Source organism: Arthrobacter liuii (assembly GCF_014639275.1).
Lineage (GTDB): Bacteria > Actinomycetota > Actinomycetes > Actinomycetales > Micrococcaceae > Arthrobacter > Arthrobacter liuii.
Map to the genome: position 1 here is coordinate 82,645 of NZ_BMFW01000006.1, position 20,174 is coordinate 102,818.

Consider the following 20,174-nt stretch of genomic DNA (forward strand, 5'->3'; position numbering starts at 1 on the left):
GTCAGGCTTCCGCCGGGCTGTGCCGGGCCGGCGATCCCGGACCGGGCTGCGATCCCCTATCAAGCCCTGATCCCGGGTTCAGGCGCGGAGCAAGCTGCTGCCGGAGCCAGGCCTTCACCAGCCGCTCCCAGCGTTCCGGGTCCACGTTCCATTCCTTGGTGTGCCGGGCATGGTTGAACGTTTCGAACGTCACCATGTCCGGGTTCCGTTCGGCCAGCAGTGCGGAGGGTTCGTACGGTACGTACTCGTCGTCGACACTGTGGACGATCAGCGTGGGCGTCCGCAGCTCAACGGCCCGGGACACCCAGTCCATGACTTTAAGGTCCACCGGGGCGGACAGGCCCGTGAGCCTGCGCCCCAGCGGGTGGCCAAGCATCAGCTGCCCGTACCGGCCCACGAGCGACGGGATCCGGTTCAGCTGCGCATGGTGCGCCAGCACCGTGACCCAGTCGATGACCGGCGCGTTCAGCACCATGGCCCGGATCAGGTGCCGGTGGCGGGAGAGGTCTGCCGTCTGGAGGCAGATCGCCCCTCCCATGGACCAGCCGAACAGGACAACTTCCCCGGCACCATGCGCCAGGGCGTACTCGATGGCGGCGTCGATGTCCTGCCACTCCGTGGAGCCCAGGCCGTAGCGTCCGTCGTCGGCCGATGGCGCCAGCCCGTCATTCCGGTAGGACACGAGGAGGCTGGTCAGTCCCAGTTCCAGGGCCGGTCCCACCGCCCGCAACGCCTCCTGCCGGGTAGCCCCGCGTCCGTGCACCATGATGGCCCAGGTCCGTGCCGTTCCCTTGGCGCGGACCAGCCAGGCGGGTGCTTCGCCGCGCTCCACGGGGATCAGTACGTCTTCGGCCGGAATTCCGACGGCGGCCGGGTCCGGGTAGGTGGCGCCGCTCCACCATCCCCAGCGGGCCGTGGAAAGGTCCCCGCTGTAGACGGCTTCGACCTCGCGCAGGACCGTCCGTTCGGCGGGCGAGTAGGAAATGATGCGGCCGATCCGCGCATGGCCCTTGCCGCCGTCGAAAAAGAAACCGTAGACACCGTCCACCGTGGTGTCATCGTTGGCGGCCAGGATCACCTGCTGGGTCTGCCCGTCCCGGATTACGGCCAGCACTTCCTTGTCCGCCACCCGTTGCCGTGCAGGGGTGATCACGCGGCGGGCAAAGTACACGGCGAGCGCAGAGGACCCCGCCCCCAGCAGGGCCGCCACCGAGCCGCCGGCGATGACCCCTGCAATGGCCCACTTGGCCCCCGGCGACATCCCGCCGGAGTCGCTGGTGGGTGCAGTCATTGCAGGGCGCGCTCGCCGGAAAGGTGCCATGGAACTATTCTTACCGGCGTTGCCGCCGATACCCGCATTCGCAGGCGGGACCGGCACGGCGCCGGACGGCGTAGCGTGGTGGCCGGAAGTGCAGTGCAGGCGCCCACCGGCGGGACTAGGCTAAGGCCATGAGTGATCCCATCGTCATCCTGACCGAAGAACCTCTGGGCGCGGACGACCGCCTGAACATTGAACGGCTGGTGGATGGTTCGGACAGCCGCCTGCTGGTCCTGGTGCCGGCGAACACCGAGCGCCACCTGCTGGTGGACTTCCTCGAAAACCTGTCCATGCTGGACGTTGCCAAGGCTTTCCGGGAACTCGGGGCACGCAACCCGGACGCCGCCGTCGAGCGGGCGCACGCGGACGAAACCCTTGCGGCCTCGCTCGCAGCGCTGGACGGGCTGGGGTCCGGGGTGACCGGCCAGGTTATGGACGGCAATGCCGTGGACGGCCTGGTGGCGAAGGTTCGCGAAACCGGTGCCGGCCAGGCCGTGGTGATCACCAGGCCCCACGCCGTGGCCGATACCTTCCACACCGACTGGGCCAACAAGGCCCAGGACCAACTCGGCGTCCCCGTGCTGCACTTGTACGCCGGCTCGGGATTTATCGGCGACTCCTGAGCGTTGGGAATGCTATGAGCATCTTTGGAAACAGCATCTTCGGTAATAAGGCAACAGGCATCGCTGGCGGGGCACCGGCTTCCGATGCATCCGAGGCCGAACAGCAAAACAGTGGCGACCAGAAGAGTGATGCCCAGTGGCGCGAGGAACTGACTCCGGAGGAATACCACGTCCTGCGGCAGGCCGGGACCGAACGGCCCTACACCGGCGAATACTGGGACACCCACACCGAGGGTGTGTACCAGTGCCGGGCCTGTGGCGCTGAACTGTTCACCAGCACCGAGAAGTTTGACTCCCACTGTGGCTGGCCTTCCTTCTGGGCTCCTTTGGCTGAGGGGAACGTCCGCTACATCCATGACCGCACCTTGGGAATGGACAGGATTGAAGTGCGGTGTGCCTCCTGTGACTCGCACTTGGGGCACGTGTTCGAGGGCGAGGGCTACGGTACCCCTACTGACCAGCGTTACTGCATCAACTCGGTGTCCCTCCGGCTGGTGGCCAAGGAAACCCCCTCCCAGCCTTGATCCCACAGTAGGGGGCTGTCTCAGGGAGCTGGAGAAACGGTCGAGCATAAGACCCTCTTACCGGAAACCGGTTTGGGCATAAGTCCTGCTGGTTGCTTGTTACGCTCGCCAGAGAAGCAAGCAACCAGAAAGGCAGCCGACGATGACAGAGACCCTGACCACCGCCGTTACCGGGATTTCCGCGCAGAACCAGGACTGGCTCCGCCTCAAGGGCGCAGCCACCGCCCTGCAGGAACTCCAGGTCCAGGACGGCTCCGTCCCTGAGCCCGCGAACCGCGCGGCGGCCGCGCAGCACGTGGACACCATCGTTGCAGCGATCCAGGCCCTGGCTCCCGCCTTTCCGCACGACGCAAGATACCTGGAAGCCGCCTGCGTGGACTTCGCCGCCTGGGCCGACGGCGGCTTCGCAGTCCCGGACTTCCTGTCTTCGCTGCTGGCGTTCCAGCCCCAGGCGCAACGCGAGGACGGCCTGCAGCACCTGGTGGTCTTCCCCATGTACACCCAGAACGGCAGCAGCAACCGGTTAGTGGAGGCCGTGCTCGTGGAGGTCATCTGGCCGGAGTTCATCGCGGGTCTGGAGGCCGGGGAGTACTCGAACCAGCTTTTCGTCCCCATCCGCTTCGTCGATTTCACCCCGGGTTACGACACCAACTCCGCCGTCCTCTTCCCCGAGACGGTGGCTGTCAGCCAGACCCCCACCTTCACATGGGGCGCCATCTTCGCCGACCGCGAGGCCGCCCGGTTCCGCCGCGTCCTGAAGGCCGCCGCGGAGACCACCTCGCTGGAGCTGCCGGACGGCGCCGCTGAACTGCTCGCGGACCAGGACATCACCGAGGCCACCTTCGTGATGTGGGACCTGATCCACGACCGGACACACATGCGCGGCGACCTGCCGTTCGATCCCTTCATGATCAAGCAGCGGATGCCCTACTTCCTGTACTCGCTCGAGGAACTGCGCTGCGACCTCACCGCGTTCCGCGAATCGGTCCGGATCGAAAAGGACGACGACGCCGACCCCGAAGCCCGGCGGCACGCGAAGCTGGTGCAGTACGCCATCATTTTCGACCGCATCTTCCGCTTCGCCATCACCGGCAGCCGGATCCGCAACTACGATGGCCTTGGCGGCCAGCTCCTCTTCGCGTGGCTGCACCAGCAGCACGTGCTGCACTGGACGGACACGCGGCTGACCATCGACTGGGACGAGGTGGCGGACGCCGTGATCGCACTGGGAGCCAGCATCGACGACCTGTACTGGCGCTCCATCGACCGGCCCAAGACCGCACACTGGCTGGCGGCGTACCAGCTGGTTTCGGCTACCGTCACCCCCAACCCGGCCTCCGTGTGGGCCAAGGGACCGGACGCGCTGCCGCTGGCGGGAACCCCGCGCGGCCTCACAGACCAGGTGCTGGACGACGAATTCCCGCTGTCCATGTTCTACGAGGCATTGGAGAAGAAGATGCGCCCCGTCATTGAGTCCACGGCCGGCCTCACCGGCCGCTCCGCACTGTGACAGGTTCCGGCGTGGGTGGCAGCGGGCCCCTCAACGTCCTGGTGACTGGCGGCAGCGGTGCATCAGGCATCGCTGTTGCCCAGGCACTCGCCGCTGCCGGCCACCGGGTGTCCATGGTGGGATCGGACCAGGCCAGGATCAGGGCGGCAGCGGAGAAAGCGGGCGACAGCGCCACGCCCTTCACGTGCGACCTCGCAGTTTTGGCGGACGTGCGGCAGCTGCGCGAGGACGTGTCCGGGGATGTCGGGGCGGTGGACGCAGTGATCCACCTGGTGGGCGGCTGGCGGGGGGCCAAGGGCATCGTGGACCAGTCCGACGACGACTGGGACTTCCTGGAGCGCGGCGCCGTGACCACCCTGCGCAACGTCTCACGTGTCTTTTTCGATGACATCGCCGCGTCAGCCTGCGGCAGGTTTGCCATAGTGTCCTCGACAGCCCTGGAGAAGCCAACTGCAGCGGCAGCGAGCTACGTGGCGGCCAAGGCGGCCGCGGAAGCCTGGACCATGGCCATGGCGGACGGCTTCCGCCGGGCTGCCCAGGCCGGCGGAGGGCCGGCCGCCGCCACCGTCCTGGTGGTCAAGGCCCTGGTGGACGACGAGCTTCGCCGCGCCCACCCCGGGCGGAAGTTCCCTGGTGCCACCGACGTGGCCGACCTGGCAGCCGCCGTCGTACGGCTTTTCGGCACTCCGTCCGCCGAACTCAACGGTGCCCGGCTCCGGCTGGCGGACTGACCGCCGCCGTGACTGTCCCTAAACTGAAAGCGTGAGCAACCCTATGACGACAACAGCAGAAACAGGCACGGCGCTGCGGCTGCACGATCCCAATGTGCGCGGCTTTGCCTCCGACAACTACTCCGGGGTCCACCCCGAGGTGCTGGCAGCCCTTACTGCGGCCAATGACGGACACCAGGTCTCCTACGGCGAGGACGACTACACCGCGCGGCTGCAGGAATTGATGGTGGAACACTTCGGCGCGGGCATCGAATGCTTCCCAGTCTTCAATGGCACCGGCGCCAACGTCCTGTCACTGCAGTCCCTGCTGCCCCGCTGGGGTGCCGTGGTGTGCGCCTCCACCGCCCACATCAACATGGACGAAAACGGGGCTCCCGAACGCATCGGGGGCCTCAAGCTCCTGCATGTCCCCGCCCCGGACGGCAAGCTGACCCCCGAACTGATCGACCGGGAAGCCTGGGGCTGGGGCGACGAGCACCGCGCCCAGCCCCTTGCCGTCTCCATCACCCAGACCACGGAACTGGGCACCTGCTACACCCCCGAAGAGGTGCGCGCCATCGCCGACCACGCGCACGCCAAGGGAATGAAGCTGCACATGGACGGGGCACGGCTTGCCAATGCGGCTGCCCACCTGGGCGTCCCCCTGCGCGACTTCACCACGGACGCCGGCGTGGACATCCTGTCCTTCGGCGGCACCAAGAACGGGCTGCTCTTCGGCGAAGTGGTGGTGGCGCTGAACCCGGAGGCGGCCCACGGGCTGCTCTACCTGCGCAAGATGGACATGCAGCTTGCCTCGAAAATGCGATTCATGTCCGCGCAGTTCATCGCCCTGCTGGAAGGCGGCCTGTGGCTGCGCTCGGCCTCGCACGCCAACGCCATGGCCGCCCGGCTGCGTGCCGCCGTCGACACCATTGACGGCGTCCGGCCCACCCAGAAGACCGAATCCAACGGCGTGTTCGCTGTCCTGCCTCCAGGGGTGGCCGACACGCTGCGCAACTCCTTCCGTTTTTACGACTGGGACGAGGCAGCCGGCGAAGTCCGCTGGATGTGCTCCTTTGACACCACCGAGGAGGATGTCGATGCCTTCGCTGCCGCGATCCGCCATGAACTGCGGAATTACCGTGACGGCCAGGCCGGGTGACCGGCCGCTGACGGCGAGCCTTCCAGCCCGGCGCCGTCCCGCCCCGTAATCTGCCATGGTGAACGCACTTGACCAGGTTCCCCCGGATTTTCTCCACGCCTTGGGAACCCTCCGGAAAGCCCGGTGCCGAAAGGAACTGCGCCTCGCGGAGATCCCCGCCCCCGCGCGGCTGGCACCCTTCGCCGTCGCACTGGGCGCAGAAGTGATGGCTCCCGGCGCCGGTGCTCCCGCCACGCCCGTGCACGGACCTGCGGCGATGGCGTTCGCCGCCGCATCCGGAACAGCGGGTTCGGGAACAGACGACCAGGATGAGACGGAACTCGCCACCGGGCGGTTCATCCTGCTGCACGATCCGGACGGCTCAGCGGTGTGGGATGGCGAGTTCCGCATTGTTACCTACATCCGGGCCGAGCTGGAACCGGAGATGGGCAACGACCAAATGCTGGGCACCGTGGCGTGGACGTGGCTGGTGGAGGCGCTGGAGAACCACAAGGCTGCCTACCGGGCAGCCGGCGGCACCGCCACCCGCGTCCTCTCCGAAAGTTTTGGCACCCTGGCGGGGCGGCCTGGGTCGATCGACATCGAACTCCGTGCCTCATGGACACCGGATTCCTCCGACGTCCAGGCCCACCTCGAAGCCTGGTCCGACATGGTGTGCACGTTCGCCGGCCTGCCGCCGCTCCCCGACGGCGTCACCGCACTCCCGCCCCGGCGCCGAAGCCAGCAGAACGGTCATGGAGCAGCCCGGTAAACTGGGGGCATCATGACCCCAAACATTCCGGAAAACACCACAGCCGGCGTCCCGGCTGCTGCTGGCGCACCCCACATCACGGTGGAGGGCTTTGACAGCCCCATCCCCCAAATCATCGACCTTGACTCTCCCCGCGAGGGCGTTCCGCTGGTCATCGAAACCCAGGCCGGCCTGGAGCGCTGCGCGGCTGCGATTGCCGCCGGCACCGGTCCCGCCGGCGTGGACGCCGAGCGCGCGTCCGGCTTCCGCTACGGGCAGCGCGCCTTCCTGGTCCAGATCCGCCGCGAGGGCGCCGGTACCTGGCTGATCGACCCCGAGCCGTTTGGGAACCTGGACATCATCAACGACGCCCTGCGCGGCGTCGAATGGATCCTGCACGCCGCAAGCCAGGACCTGCCCTGCCTCTCGGAACTCGGGATGTGGCCGGACAGGCTTTTCGACACGGAACTCGCTGCGCGCCTGGCCGGATTGCCCCGCGTGGGCCTGGCCGCGGTCATCGAACAGCTGCTGGGATTCGGACTTGCCAAGGAGCACTCCGCGGCGGACTGGTCAACCCGCCCGCTGCCGGAGCCGTGGCTGCGCTATGCCGCCCTGGACGTCGAAGTCCTCACCGAGCTGCGCGAGGAACTCATCGAGCTGCTGCAGGTGGACGGGAAACTGGAGTACGCCGAGCAGGAGTTTGCCGCCATCCTTGAGGCCGGCGTCGCTCCTCCCCGTGTGGACCCATGGCGTAAGACCTCGGGCCTGCACCAGATCCGGGACCGCCGCCAACTGGCCGCCGTACGCGAGCTGTGGTTGGAGCGCGACTCACTGGCCCAGAAGCGGGACGTGGCGCCCGGAAGGCTCATTCCGGACTCGGCGCTCGTGGCGGCGGCGAAGGCAATGCCCGCCACTGTCCCGCAGCTGCTCAGCACCAAGGGGTTCCACGGGCGCGCGGCACAGCGCGAAGCTCCGCGTTGGCTCCGCTGCATCGCAGCGGCCCGGGACATGGAGGAACTGCCGCCCCTGCACCTGGCCACCAACGCTCCACCGCCGCCACGCGTCTGGGCAGACCGCGATCCGGACGCTGCCGCACGGCTGGCCACGGCCCGGCCACTGCTCCAGGCAAGGGCCGAGGAGCTGAACCTGCCGCTGGAAAACCTGTTGACCCCCGACTACCTGCGGCGCGTGGCATGGCGCCCGCCCGCAGAAGTCACGGAGGACTCGATTTCCGCTGAGTTGCGGGCACTCGGTGCCCGCAGGTGGCAGGTGGAAGTCGCGGCCCCGCTGATCACGCGCGCTTTCCTGGACCCGCAGCCGCTGCCTCCCAAGGAGCCCAGGACCGTCGCAGCCGCGGGCAGCCAGTAACGAGCCAGCTTCAGCCCTTGCAGGCTAAGTTACTCACGAGTAACATCGGTGTGACCGACGCCAGGCTGCTGCCGCCTTTCGGCATGCACCCGGCGCGCTACGTCTCGATGAGGAGTTACACGTGAGCCAGCACGGAAGCGGCGCATCCCCGCGCACTGTCCGCGACGTCGTCTTTGTTGACGGCATCCGCACACCCTTCGGCAGGGCCGGCGAGAAAGGAATCTACGCCGGAACCCGGGCCGACGACCTGATCGTGAAATGCATCCGCGGCCTGCTGCGCCGCAACCCGTCACTGCCGGCGGAGCGGATCGATGAGGTTGCCATTGCCGCGACCACCCAGACCGGCGACCAGGGCCTCACCCTCGGCAGGACGGCGGCGCTGCTGGCCGGCCTGCCGCGCACGGTCCCCGGCTTCGCCATCGACCGGATGTGCGCCGGCGCCATGACCGCTGTCACCACGACGGCAGGCGGCATCGGCTTTGGCGCCTACGACGTGGTGGTTGCCGGCGGCGTGGAGCACATGGGCCACCACCCCATGGGCTCCGGCGCCGACCCCAACCCCCGGTTCATGTCGGAACGGCTGGTTGACCCGGCAGCCCTGAACATGGGAAACACTGCCGAGAACCTGCATGACCGCTTCCCTGCCATCACCAAGCAGCGCACCGACGCGTATGCGGTGGCTTCGCAGGACAAGCTGGCGGCCGCGTACCAGGACGGCAGGATCCAACCGGACCTGGTTCCCGTTGCTGCCCGGAAGCCAGGCGAAGGCTGGACCGTCCACAGCAAGGACGAACCACCCCGCCCCGGCACCACCCTGGCCGACCTCGCCGGCCTCCGCACCCCGTTCCGCGCGCACGGCAGGGTCACTGCAGGAAACGCAGCCGGCCTGAACGATGGCGCAACCGCCGCAGTCCTGGCATCCTCTGACGCCGCCGCCGAACTGGGCCTCCCCGTGAAGATGCGGCTGGTGGGCTACGCCTATGCAGGGGTGGAGCCGGAGGTCATGGGCATCGGACCCGTCCCTGCCACCGAAAAGGCACTGAAGAACGCCGGACTCACCATCGATGACATTGGCCTGTTCGAGATCAACGAGGCCTTCGCCGTGCAGGTCCTGAGCTTCCTTGACCACTACGGCATTGCCGACGACGACCCCCGGGTCAACCGGTACGGCGGCGCCATCGCCGTGGGCCACCCCCTTGCCTCCTCGGGAGTCCGGCTGATGATCCAGTTGGCCCGCCAGTTCGAGGAAGACCCCTCCGTGCGGTACGGAATCACCACCATGTGTGTGGGCCTGGGCATGGGCGGCACCGTGATCTGGGAGAACCCGCACCACCCCGAGTACAGTGGAACCCCCTCCGGGGAAGCCGTCACCGATACCGTTTCCGAAGGAGCCATCGCATGAGCGCCGCAGATTTCCGCAAGTTGGCGGACCTTTTCCCCAACGAAACTGTGACCCACTCCTACGTGCAGGACATCGCCCTGCCGGGCACCGCGGGGAAGCCAAGCCCCGGCACCTTTGCCCTGGTCACCCTGGACAACGACCTGGACCACTCCAAGCCAACCACCCTTGGACCCAACACCCTGGTGGAGCTCGGAACGGTCCTGGAGGGCCTGCGGGGCCGGGCGGCCCGCGGTGAAATCGTGGGCGTCGGCGTGACCGGCAAGCCGCATTACCTGGTGGCAGGCGCCGATCTTTCTGCCGTGAAGTCGCTGGAAAAGCGTGAGCACGGGCTGTGGATGGCACAGCTGGGCCACGACGTTTACGCAACCCTGGCAAACCTCGGCGTCCCCAGCTTCGCCTTCATCAACGGCGCGGCGCTTGGCGGCGGCCTGGAAATCGCCCTGCAGTCCACGTACCGGACAGTGTCCACCGGCGCAGGCGCCCTGGCGCTTCCGGAAGCGTTCCTGGGCCTGGTGCCCGGCTGGGGCGGCGTCTACATCCTCCCCCGCCTGGTGGGCCCGGAAAACGCCGTCAAGGTCATGATCGAGAACCCCCTCAGCAACAACCGGACCCTTTCCGGTGCCCAGGCGTTCGGCATGGGCATCGCCGACGCCGCCTTCGAGCCTGCCGACTTCCTGGAGCAGTCACTTGCCTGGGCGGCGGGCGTCATCTCCGGTGCGGTGGTCCCGGAGCGGCCCAACGCCGTCGATCCCTCCTCCCCTGGCGCTGCAGCCCGCTGGGCCGCGGCCGTGGAAGCGGGCCGGACGTTCGTCGAGGCCAAGACCTCCAACGCCTCCCCCGCCCCGGCCAAGGTCCTGGACCTGCTCGAAGCCAACCGCACCATGACCAGTGCGGAATCCGCGGCGCTGGAGTGCGAAACGTTGGCCGGGCTGATGCAGACGGACGAGTTCCGCTCCACCGTCTACGCCTTCCTTGACCTGGTGCAGAAACGCGCCAAGCGCCCGGCGGGGGCCCCAGACCGCAAGCTGGCACGCCCCGTTACCAAGGTGGGAGTGGTGGGCGCGGGACTGATGGCCGGCCAATTGGCGTTGCTCTTTGCCCGCCAGCTGAAGGTGCCCGTGGTTTTGACTGACATTGACCAGGGCCGCGTGGGCAAAGGCGTGGCCTACGTCCACGGCGAGGTGGACAAACTGCTGGCCAAGAAGCGCCTCAGCCAGGACGCGGCGAACCGCACCAAGGCGCTGGTGACGGTGTCGGTGTCAAAGGAAGCCTTCGCGGACGCTGACTTCGTGATCGAGGCCGTCTTCGAGGAACTGCACATCAAAAAGCAGGTCTTCGCCGAGCTCGAAGGCATCGTGTCGCCGGAGTGCATCCTGGCCACGAATACGTCGTCCCTCTCGGTGACGGAGATGGCCGCTGGCCTGCAGCACCCGGAGCGGCTGGTGGGTTTCCACTTCTTCAACCCTGTGGCCGTCATGCCGCTGCTGGAGATTGTCCGCGCCCCGAGGACCGATGACGCCGTGCTGGCCACCGCCTTTGAGCTGGCCAAGGCCTTGAAGAAGACGGGCGTCCTGGTCAAGGACGCGGCCGCGTTCGTGGTCAACCGCATCCTGCTCCGGCTCATGGGCGAGGTGACGGCTGCGTTCGATGAAGGCACCCCGGCGGAGGTGGCCGACGACGCACTGCGGCCCATGGGACTGCCCATGACGCCCTTCACGCTGCTGGCCATGGTGGGCCTGCCCGTGGCGCAGCACGTCCAGGAGTCCCTGCATGCGGCCTTCGGCGACCGCTTCCCGGTTTCGGACAACCTGAAGAAGCTTATCGACAACAACGTCAAGGCGCTGTGGGAGGCCGCCCCGGATGGTTCGCGGGCCATCCCCGACTCCACGCTTGAGTTGATGTCCTTCGGCTCCAGCCCTTCCACGGCAGGGCAGGTGCTGCAACGTGTCCAGGATGCGCTGGCCGAAGAGATCGGCCTGATGCTGGACGAGGGCGTCGTCGCCGGCCCGGAGGACATCGACCTCTGCATGATCCTGGGCGCGGGCTGGCCCATGTTCCTGGGCGGCATCACGCCGTACCTGGACCGGGTGGGCGCATCCGAGCGCGTCAACGGCAGGCGCTTCCTGGCGCCCGGCACGGCCTCCAGTCCCGCCGAAGGGTAACGACGCCGGCGCTCAGGCCGGCACGAGCCGTCCGCCGTCGAGCGCAAGGATGCGGTGCGCCGCCGAACGTGCGTAGCCCAGCTCGTGGGTGACCAGCACGACGGCGGCGCCCCCCGCCGCTGCCGAGCGTACAGCGGCATCAAGCAGGGCCAGCCCGTCCCCGTCCAGCGCCACGGTAGGTTCGTCCAAGGCCAGGATGGCTGGCCTGCGGGCCAGGACGGTGGCCAGGGCCAGGAGGCGCTGGGCGGAGGCCGGCAACTCGGCAGGATGCTCTTCGGCTGCATCGCCCAGGCCCACCGCCCGCAGCGCCGCAGCGGCGTGGTGGGCTGCCATGGCGGGGCCGACCAACCGGTCAAGCCCGAACCGAACCTCCCGCAGCACGGTCCGTTCAAACAGCTGGTCACGTGGCTGCTGGAAGAGCAGGCCCACGGAGGCCGCAGTTTTTCCCACCGGAGCTTTGGCGATGTCAGCGCCGCAGACGGCCACGCTGCCTGTTGCGGGGCGCAGCAGCCCGTTGAAGTGCCGCAGGAGGGTTGATTTCCCTGCCCCGTTGGGTCCGGTTACAGCCACGATTTCCCCCGGATGGACTGCCAGGCTGACGTCCTGCAGCACCAACGCCGGGCCGTTCAATTCCCCCGCCTGCGGGGACTTTCGACGTTTCATGCGGCTGGCTGGCGATGCCGGGTACGCGAAGGAAACACCCCGGAGCTGAAGTGCCGGCGGTCCCGACTGCCGCTCGGCCGGCCGGGGCACGGAGGGTGCTGCGGCCTCCACTCCGCCAAGGCGCCGGATGGCCCGGGGCAGCAGCCCGGAGTGGTGCCCCACGCCGGCAGGGGAACCGCCCGCGGCGACCGTCCCGCCCGACAGCACCACCCACGCATCAGCCTCCATCAGCAGCGGGTCCACCGCCTGGCTGAGGATGACGACGGCGGTACCCCGCTTCAGGAGGTCCCTGACCAGGGTGGCAAGCTCGGTGGTCCCTGCCGCGTCCAGGGAGGCAAAGGGCTCGTCCATGACCAGCACCGGAGGTCCGGGGATGATCGCGCAGCCAATGGCGAGCCGCCGCAGCTGGCCGCCGGAGAGCCGCGCAGGATCCTGGTCCAACTGGCTGCGAAGTCCCAGCAGCCCGGCGGTGTGCTCCACGGCGGCTTTCATGTCGCCCCGCTCCGTGCCGGCATTTTCCAGGCCAAACGCAAGTTCCTCGGCCACCGTGGCCCGGACCGTGGACAGGACCGCGGCAGGGTCCTGCGGTACGTAACCCACCTGCCGGCCCCACTGGGCCGGATCGATCCGCGGGTCCCGGCTGCCGCCGTCGAACTCCAGCCGGGCGCCTGACAACTCAAGGAACCCTGCCAGCGTTCCCTGGCCGCCCGGCGGCAGCCAGCCGGCCAGGAGGCGGCCCAGGGTGGACTTGCCGCTTCCGGAGGCGCCCAGGACGGCCGTGAAGGAGCCCGGGGCAAAGGAAACAGCCACATTTCGCAGGGCGGGGGCCTGCGCGTCGTGGAAGGTGAACTGGCGGATCCCGGCGGCCAGTACAGGGCCGTCCGTGGGGACGGCGAGGCCGGCTGCCGCCATGCATTCAGGCACCGGGCTGCACCACCCGGAGGACTACTGCTGCCAGGGCGGCCAGCACCAGGACAGCCCGCGCCGTCCGCTGCTGGCCGGAATCAGGCACCTCGCGGTAGCTGGTCCGTGGCCCGCTGTTACCCAGCCCACGGGCTTCCAGGGCAGCAGCCCGGGTGCCGGCATCTTCGATCAGGGACAGGACCAGGGGAACGGCCTGCAACCGAAATGCGCCAACCCTGGACACCAGGTTGCGCGAGATCACCAGGCCGCGGGACTCCTGGGCCTGCCGGATCCGCCGCGCCCTGCCGGCGATGGCAGGCAGCAGGGTCAGGGTGGACGCCAGTACGAAGGCGAACCGGCCCTGAACGCCGCGGGCAGACAAGGCAGCCACCAGGTCCGGCACGCTGACGCTGAAGGAGAACAGCAGCAGGGCCAGGACCACGGCGGCCAGCTGCAGGATCCGCTGCCCGGCGAAGTGCAGGCCTTCGGCTGTGATCCGGGCAGGCCCCCACTCTGCCAGGACGGTCCTGCCCTCGGGGAAGAACAGCCCGTGCAGCACCAGGAGTGACAGGGCGAACGGGACCAGGACCGCCGCAGCTGCCGGCAGCACGCGGCGGGACGTGCCGCCTGCGACGGACAGGCCAAGGCAAGCGGCAATCACGGTGAGGGACAGCTGCCAGCTGCCGGCCGCCGTCGTGATTGCCGCCGTGGCCGCGGCAGCTGCCAGTGAAGTCAGCGGGTTAAGGCGCTCCCGCCTGGCCGGCTGCCCGGTCCGGCCTGCGGAGGATGCAGTCACAGGGTTTTGGTCAGCCGTTCCGTGCCGAACCGTGGGCAGTACCCTGGGCCGTATCCTCCACCGCGGCGCCAGCCTGGGTGTCGGCGGCCTTGCCGTTGCCGGCCAGTACCCGGTAGCGCCGGATGAAGGGGAACTGCTGGCGGGCACGGCGGGGCAGCGCATAGACCAGGATGGCCACGATGGTGAACACGATTGCCTTGTCCATGGGGTCGGAGATCAGGGCCTGCTTGGTGATGGCGGCCAGCAGGGTGTCCCCCATGGCACGGAACGCGCTGACGATTGCGCCGGTGGCCACGCCTGACGTTCCGCCGTAGACAAACGCAGCCACGGGCGCGGACACCACACCGGCGATGATCCCGGTGACGAAGCCGGCCACGGGAGCGAGGTAGAAGCGGCGGAAGAGGCCGTAGCGGGCTGCCAGCCCCGCCAGGCACCCGATGAGTGCGGCGCCTGCAGCAAACGGCAGCACGGTGGGGTTGAAGAAGGACCAGACGATGCTGCCGAGCGCGCCGGTGGCGGCCCCGGCGGCCGGGCCTGCCAGGACGGCGATCAGCACCGTGCCGATGGCATCGAGGTAGAAGGGAACCAGCGTGCTGCCGACGAACTGGCCGAGCACGATGTTCAGGACCAGCGCAACGGGGATCAGCACCAGGGTGGAGGCCGGCAGCGTGGGCAGGACGGCGACGATCAGCAGGACCGCCCCTGCCAGGAAGCCGGTGAGGGCGATCAGGGCTGAGGCGCTGCCCGGACCTCCGGTGATGTCCGCCGGCTGGTTGAGTACAAGGTAGACGTAGGTGGCGGCGATGGCCAGGGCGCCGAGGATCTCGAGCAGCCGGCGGCGGGCCGCGGGGCGTTCCTGGGACGGAAGCGTCAAAGAGGGCGATGACATGGGGGCTGTTCCTTTGGGGTGCAGGCAGTGGCCCGGCAATACCGGGCCGGAGTGTGGCTGCCTATGTCACCTCGGCAGCAGCCGGCGGCAACTGCGCCGGGCCGGTTCCGTGGCCAATTCTACCGGTCCTGTGCCACCCGGCGGGCAAGACTTCCGACGGCGGACACCAGCTCGCGGAACGCCTGCTCCGGGTTGTTGGTGGCAACGATGCGGGCGTTCGGTGCTGCGCCCCAGAGTCCGCGGAAATCGGCCACCGTTGTTCCCACCAGGAGAGGTGAGTCCGTTTCGACGTCGACGGTGGCGGGGCGGGCTGTGTACTCAAGCGTGCCCGCGGCGACTCCGGCCGCGAAGAAGTCATGGACGTGGGCCAGGTACCCCTGGTCGTAGCGCCGGTGGAACTCGAAATAGAAGCGCAGCGCGTCCGAGAGGTGCCTGACGAGGGTGTTGTCGGAGGTGCTGCGGCGGCCTTCGGGGTCCTCCGGGAGCACCCGTTCCGGAACGGCGGCGCCTGCAGCCTGGGCCAGGGCCGTGACGTGTGCCGGGTGCAGTTCCATGCGCTCGGTGGTGTCGAGGGAGCAGACGATGGGCAGTTTATCCAGTGGCCGGCCCCGGTACGCGGCGTAGACCTCCTTGGCTGCGTGCGGGTCCACGTGGGTGTTCCACTCGGCCGTGGGGGTGGTGTTGCCTTGGTGGTAGAAGGCACCGCCCATGATCACCACCTTGGCCAGGAGGTCGGGAAGTTGCGGTTCCTGCCGCAACGCCAGCGCGAAGTTGGTCAGCGGGGCGGTAATGAGCGCGGTGAGCTCCCCCGGCCTGTCCCTGGCATGTTCGATCCAGAGGTCCACGGCGTTCCGGGGGCTGAGTTGCCCGACGGGTTCGGGCATGACGGCGTATCCGATTCCTTGCGGCCCGTGCGTCTCGGGGGTGGTGAGCAGCGGGATGGACAAGGGCTTGCGGGCACCCACTGCCACCTGGACGTCCGGCCGGCCGCACAGTTCCAGCAGTGCCAGGGTATTGCGTGCCACCTGGTCGGCGTCCACATTGCCCGGGGTCGCGGTGACCGCCACGAACTCCGTGTCCGGGAGGGCGGCAAGGTAGGCCAGGGCCAGGGCATCGTCGATGCCGGTATCGACATCCAGGAGGTAGGCGGGCACGGCTGCCTAGAAGAGCGCGACCTTGGGCACGGCCGGGAAGATTTCGTCCAGGGCCGCGAGGTCTTCGGGGGTGGGGACCCAGTTTGCTGCTTCCGCGTTCTGCCGGACCTGTTCGGGCCTGGTGGCGCCGGCGATGACGCTGGCCACCGAGGGTTGCGCGGCAAGCCAGGAGAAGGCCACCTCGATCTCCGTCAGGCCGCGTTCCTTGGCGAAGGCGCTGTACGTGCCCAACTGGTCCCAGTCGGCGTCGTCCACCATGTTGGTGCGGGTGTGGCTGAGCCGGGACCCCTCGGGGGCGTGGCCCGGCGAGTACTTGCCGGTCAGCAGGCCGTTGGCCAGCGGGAAGTACGGGAGCACGCCCAGCCCGAATTCCTCGGCGGCCGGGGTGACCTCAAGCTCGGCGCGCCGGTCCAGCAGGTTGTAGTGGTTCTGCGAGGAAATGAACCGGGCCGTGCCCAGTTCGCGGGCCACGTACTCCGCCTGGGCGATCTGCCAGCCGGACCGGTTGGAGTGGCCGATGTAGCGGACCTTGCCGCTGCCCACCAGGGTGTCCAGCGCCGCCAGGGTTTCGTCGATGGGGGTCAGCGGGTCCGGGGTGTGGAACTGGTAAAGGTCGATCCAGTCCGTGCCCAGCCGCCGCAGCGAAGCCTCCACCGCCTGGATAATGTACCGCCGGGAGCCGCGGGCGCCGAAGTCCTGGCCGTTGGCGCCCCTGGTATCCATGCCGAACTTGGTGGCAAGGACCACGTCCGCACGGCGGGCCCCGAGGGCCTTGCCGAGCATGGTTTCGCTGAGGCCCGGCTCCCGCCCGTAGTTGTCTGCCACGTCGAACAGCGTGATGCCGGCGTCCACCGCTGCATGGACCACCGCGTCAGTGGCTTCCTGCGATTCCGTGGCCGTGTTGGCCCTGCCCAGGTTGTTGCAGCCCAGGCCCACGGTGGAGACTGTCAGGCCTGATTTTCCAATACGGCGGTAACTGGTCAAGGAGTCTCCTAAAGGCTGAAGCTGCTGGCGGGCTTGGCTGAATGCTTGAGTTTGAAATGGTCCGGGTCGCTGTAGGGGGCAGCGCCGATACTGAGCTTGGTGAAGTCCAGGTCCTCGCCGCGGGCGCAGACCTTGATGGCGTTGACGGCTTTGTTCACGTCCGGGCAGAGGCAGAAAATGTTGAGCTTGTAGTCGGTGAACTCTGAGCGTTCCACCGTGCCCAGGCCGCGCCACGCGAGGTGGCTGATCAGGGCGTCAGTTGCCTTTTGCTGCAGGCGCCGGTCCCGGTCCGTGCCTTCCCTGGTCTTAAGGGAAAACTGGGCCACCACCCAGAACTGTTCCTCGTTGGGGACTTCGGCGTAGCCGTCCTCCGCGCACTGTGCGGCAAAGGCGTCCAGGAGGCTGTCGGCGGCATCGGCATCAGGGACGTCGGTTTCCTCGGTCTTGCTCTGGTGCCCCACTGCGCCGAAATTCATGACGAACTGGGAGTATTCCTCGTCGAACCAGGCTTCCCGGAAATGCAGGGCACCCTCGTCGTCGCGCTTGTAGACCCTGACAATGCCGCTCATATTCGTCCTTTTGTAAACCATTCGACGTCGGTGCCGTCGAAAGGTGCGTCCTGCGCCTTCACGGCGTGGTAGAGCCCGTCCGCAGCGGCCTGGATGTCCTCGATCAGGCGCCGGGGATAGCGCATGGAGACGCTGTGCTCCGCGAATTCGTCCTGGTCGTCGATGAAGACCCCGCGGTCGGATGTCCGGATGACGTCGAGGTCCATGTCGATCACATGGAACTCCGTCACCGCCGGGCGGATGTGTGTCCACTCGTGTCCTACTGCCAGGTCGATGTACACCCGCACTCCGCCGGGGTGGGTGGCGTCGTAGAACGTTGCCACCCAGTCGCCTTGGCGGGGCACCAGGAGTACCGCATCCGAACGCGTGTAGAACGCGGCGCCGGGGCCGGAACAGAATTCGTTGGTGCCTTGGAAAATCCACCACCCGTGCTGGTCTTCGCCGAGGTACCGCCCGGGCACCACCCAGTGGGCCTTGCCGTTCCATTTCCGGTTCCGGGACACCACCAGCTGCCCCGGCTGCAGTCCATTGGGAACGCGTGTGGTGGTGGTGTGCAGGACCGGTCCGGACTCCCCGGCAGGCCCGGGGTACTTCAGTTCATCCTCGTCCCTCACAGGATCGGAAGGCTGCCGGTGGTGGGGTGCTGCTGCCCGGGCAGCAGCCTCGCAAACGGAACCTTTGTTCCCAGGACCTGCGCGACGACGTCGTGCGTGATCTGCTGGGCAGTGAGCCCAACGCGCTCCAGCACCTGGTTGCGGGTGCCATGCTCCAGGAATTCCACGGGCAGGCCCACCTCGTTCAGGGCGGTGTCCACACCTGCGGCACGCATCTCCTGCCGGATGCGGGAGCCCACGCCGCCCGCGCGGACGCCGTCTTCGATGCAGACCACCAGGCGGTGGTGCGAGGCCAGCGCGATGATGGATCGGCGGACGGGGAGGACCCAGCGTGGATCCACTACGGTGGTGCTGATACCCTGCGCGCCGAGCCGGTTGGAGACGTCGAGGGCCAGTTCGGACATGGCGCCGACGCTGACGATCAGCACGTCATTTTCGGTGGAGCCGGACGGGCGGCGGGCAAGGATGTCCACGCCGTCGCTGAGCCGTTCCATTGCCTCGACTGCCGGGCCAACGGATCCCTTGGAGAAGCGGACCACGGTGGGGGCGTCGCTGATGGCCACGGCCTCGCGCAGTTCCTCGCGGAGCCGGGTGGCATCGCGGGGCGCGGCCAGGTGCAGGCCGGGGACGATCTGGACCATGGCCATGTCCCACATGCCGTGGTGGCTGGCGCCGTCCGGGCCGGTGACGCCGGCACGGTCCAGGACGATGGTGACGCCGGCCTTGTGGAGGGCGACGTCCATGAGCAGTTGGTCGAAGGCCCTGTTCAGGAAGGTGGCGTAGACGGCGACAACGGGATGCAGGCCGCCGAAGGCCATGCCGGCTGCGGCGGTGAGCGCGTGTTGTTCGGCGATGCCGACGTCGATGACCCGCTTGGGGTGCTTGGCCGCGAACTTGTGCAGGCCCACGGGGATCAGCATGGCCCCCGTGATGCCGACGATATCGTCGCGTTCGTCCGCGATGGTGGCAATCTCGTCCGCGAACACGGAGGTCCAGGACTGGGCGCCGCCGGTACCGGTTGGTTCGCCGGTTTCAGGATCGATGATGCCGACGGCGTGGAACTGGTCGGCTTCATGGGCCCGGGCGGGAGCGTAGCCGTGGCCCTTTTCCGTCATGGCGTGGACGATGACGGGCCCGCCGTAGTTTTTGGCGGTGGAGAGTGCGTGTTCCATGGCCTGGAGGTTATGGCCGTCCACGGGGCCGATGTATTTCATGCCGAGGTCCTCGAACATGCCCTGCGGGGCCCACCAGTCCTTGATGCCCTTTTTCATGGCGTGCAGGCTCTTGTAGGTGAACTGGCCCACCGGGCCGCCGTCCTGCAGCTTCTTCTTCCACCAGTCCAGGGCGCCCTCGTAGGCGGGTGCCGCGCGGAAGGAGTCGATGGTGGGCCGCAGCGACGCCAGGTAATCGGCGAAGCCGCCCACGGTGGGGGCGTAGGACCGGCCGTTGTCATTGACCACAATGACCACGCGGCGCTTCTTGTCCGCCGCGATGTTGTTGATGGCTTCCCAGGCCATGCCACCGGTTAGGGCACCGTCGCCGATGATGGCCACCACGTGCCGGTCGCCTTCGTCGGTCAGCTGGCGGGCGCGGGAGATGCCGTCGGCCCAGGACAGCGACGACGAGGCGTGGGAGCTTTCCACAATGTCGTGTTCCGATTCGGCCCGGTCAGGGTAACCAGAGAGACCGCCTTCCTGGCGGAGCGTGCTGAAGTCCTGCCGCCCGGTGACCAGCTTGTGGACGTAGGACTGGTGACCCGTGTCGAAGACGATGCTGTCCCGGGGGGATTCAAAGATGCGGTGCACGGCCAGCGTCAGTTCCACGACGCCGAGGTTGGGTCCGAGGTGGCCGCCCGTCTGGGAGACGTTCGTGATCAGGAATTCCCTGATCTCCGAGGCCAGCTGTTCCAGCTGTTCCTCGGTCAACTCGTTCAGGTCCTGCGGATTCCGGATGGTGTCCAAGATTCCCAATGACCCCTCCTTCGGGTGGTAGACGTGCCGTTTAACTCTAACGCCTCGGCTTGAATGCAAAGCCGAAGCCCCGGCTGGTCGGTGACCGGCCGGGGCTTCGGGGAGATGGTGCCTGCTTGGCAG

The 20,174-nt window shown here is 68.0% G+C and carries 18 protein-coding genes; 9 read left to right on the forward strand and 9 right to left on the reverse strand.

Translation table 11 applies throughout. From position 1 onward, the window contains the following. Nucleotide 1: 1 nt before the first annotated feature. Nucleotides 2-1,291 (reverse strand): alpha/beta hydrolase family protein, encoded by a 1,290-nt coding sequence (locus IEW19_RS09355; protein ID WP_188571361.1) that lies wholly within the window; start codon nt 1,289-1,291, stop codon nt 2-4. A 158-nt stretch (nt 1,292-1,449) separates the two neighbouring features. On the opposite strand from IEW19_RS09355, the gene IEW19_RS09360 reads away from it, so the two are divergent. From IEW19_RS09360 to IEW19_RS09400, 9 genes are all read left to right on the forward strand, one after another. Continuing rightward, nucleotides 1,450-1,941, forward strand: a complete 492-nt coding sequence (locus IEW19_RS09360; protein ID WP_188571362.1) for a hypothetical protein — start codon at nt 1,450-1,452, stop codon at nt 1,939-1,941. 14 nt (nt 1,942-1,955) lie between these two features. Further along, the gene (gene msrB, locus IEW19_RS09365) at nt 1,956-2,465 is read left to right on the forward strand and encodes a peptide-methionine (R)-S-oxide reductase MsrB (RefSeq protein WP_188571363.1); all 510 of its coding nucleotides are present in this window, start codon (nt 1,956-1,958) and stop codon (nt 2,463-2,465) included. Nucleotides 2,466-2,607: 142 nt separating this feature from the next. Further along, nucleotides 2,608-3,975, forward strand: a complete 1,368-nt coding sequence (locus IEW19_RS09370) for a DUF6421 family protein (protein WP_188571364.1) — start codon at nt 2,608-2,610, stop codon at nt 3,973-3,975. 11 nt (nt 3,976-3,986) lie between these two features. After that, complete coding sequence (locus tag IEW19_RS09375; protein WP_188571365.1) at nt 3,987-4,706, forward strand: SDR family NAD(P)-dependent oxidoreductase; 720 nt, start codon at nt 3,987-3,989, stop codon at nt 4,704-4,706. 43 nt (nt 4,707-4,749) lie between these two features. Next, complete coding sequence (locus IEW19_RS09380; protein ID WP_188571421.1) at nt 4,750-5,847, forward strand: threonine aldolase family protein; 1,098 nt, start codon at nt 4,750-4,752, stop codon at nt 5,845-5,847. A gap of 55 nt (nt 5,848-5,902) precedes the next feature. Then, nucleotides 5,903-6,598: a DUF3000 domain-containing protein gene (locus IEW19_RS09385; protein WP_188571366.1), complete on the forward strand. Its 696-nt coding sequence runs from the start codon at nt 5,903-5,905 to the stop codon at nt 6,596-6,598. A gap of 12 nt (nt 6,599-6,610) precedes the next feature. Beyond that, on the forward strand, nt 6,611-7,945 hold the full coding sequence (locus IEW19_RS09390) for an HRDC domain-containing protein (RefSeq protein WP_188571367.1): 1,335 nt from the start codon (nt 6,611-6,613) through the stop codon (nt 7,943-7,945). 121 nt (nt 7,946-8,066) lie between these two features. Next, nucleotides 8,067-9,347, forward strand: coding sequence for a thiolase family protein (locus IEW19_RS09395; protein ID WP_188571368.1), 1,281 nt, complete (start codon nt 8,067-8,069; stop codon nt 9,345-9,347). Then, nucleotides 9,344-11,509, forward strand: coding sequence for a 3-hydroxyacyl-CoA dehydrogenase NAD-binding domain-containing protein (locus IEW19_RS09400; RefSeq protein WP_188571369.1), 2,166 nt, complete (start codon nt 9,344-9,346; stop codon nt 11,507-11,509). Before IEW19_RS09395 ends, IEW19_RS09400 begins: the two co-directional genes overlap by 4 nt. Before the next feature lie 12 nt (nt 11,510-11,521). On the opposite strand, the gene IEW19_RS09405 is transcribed toward IEW19_RS09400, so the two are convergent. The 8 genes from IEW19_RS09405 to dxs all read right to left on the reverse strand — a co-directional run bounded on the left by IEW19_RS09405 (nt 11,522) and on the right by dxs (nt 20,051). Continuing rightward, a complete protein-coding gene (locus IEW19_RS09405) occupies nt 11,522-13,084 on the reverse strand; it encodes an ABC transporter ATP-binding protein (RefSeq protein WP_188571370.1) in 1,563 nt (520 codons plus the stop codon). Between the two features lie 4 nt (nt 13,085-13,088). Further along, a complete protein-coding gene (locus IEW19_RS09410) occupies nt 13,089-13,871 on the reverse strand; it encodes an energy-coupling factor transporter transmembrane component T family protein (RefSeq protein ID WP_188571371.1) in 783 nt (260 codons plus the stop codon). Between the two features lie 10 nt (nt 13,872-13,881). Then, nucleotides 13,882-14,760, reverse strand: coding sequence for an ECF transporter S component (locus IEW19_RS09415; protein WP_229748403.1), 879 nt, complete (start codon nt 14,758-14,760; stop codon nt 13,882-13,884). A 119-nt stretch (nt 14,761-14,879) separates the two neighbouring features. Beyond that, nucleotides 14,880-15,914 carry a nucleoside hydrolase gene (locus tag IEW19_RS09420; RefSeq protein ID WP_188571372.1) on the reverse strand — a complete coding sequence of 345 codons (1,035 nt, stop codon included), beginning with the start codon at nt 15,912-15,914 and terminating at the stop codon, nt 14,880-14,882. 6 nt (nt 15,915-15,920) lie between these two features. Continuing rightward, a complete protein-coding gene (locus tag IEW19_RS09425; protein WP_188571373.1) occupies nt 15,921-16,898 on the reverse strand; it encodes an aldo/keto reductase in 978 nt (325 codons plus the stop codon). An 8-nt stretch (nt 16,899-16,906) separates the two neighbouring features. Next, on the reverse strand, nt 16,907-17,467 hold the full coding sequence (locus IEW19_RS09430) for a hypothetical protein (RefSeq protein WP_188571374.1): 561 nt from the start codon (nt 17,465-17,467) through the stop codon (nt 16,907-16,909). Next, a complete protein-coding gene (locus IEW19_RS09435) occupies nt 17,464-18,081 on the reverse strand; it encodes a DUF402 domain-containing protein (protein WP_188571375.1) in 618 nt (205 codons plus the stop codon). Before IEW19_RS09435 ends, IEW19_RS09430 begins: the two co-directional genes overlap by 4 nt. Then, a complete protein-coding gene (gene dxs / locus IEW19_RS09440; RefSeq protein WP_188571376.1) occupies nt 18,078-20,051 on the reverse strand; it encodes a 1-deoxy-D-xylulose-5-phosphate synthase in 1,974 nt (657 codons plus the stop codon). Before dxs ends, IEW19_RS09435 begins: the two co-directional genes overlap by 4 nt. Nucleotides 20,052-20,174: the final 123 nt, after the last annotated feature.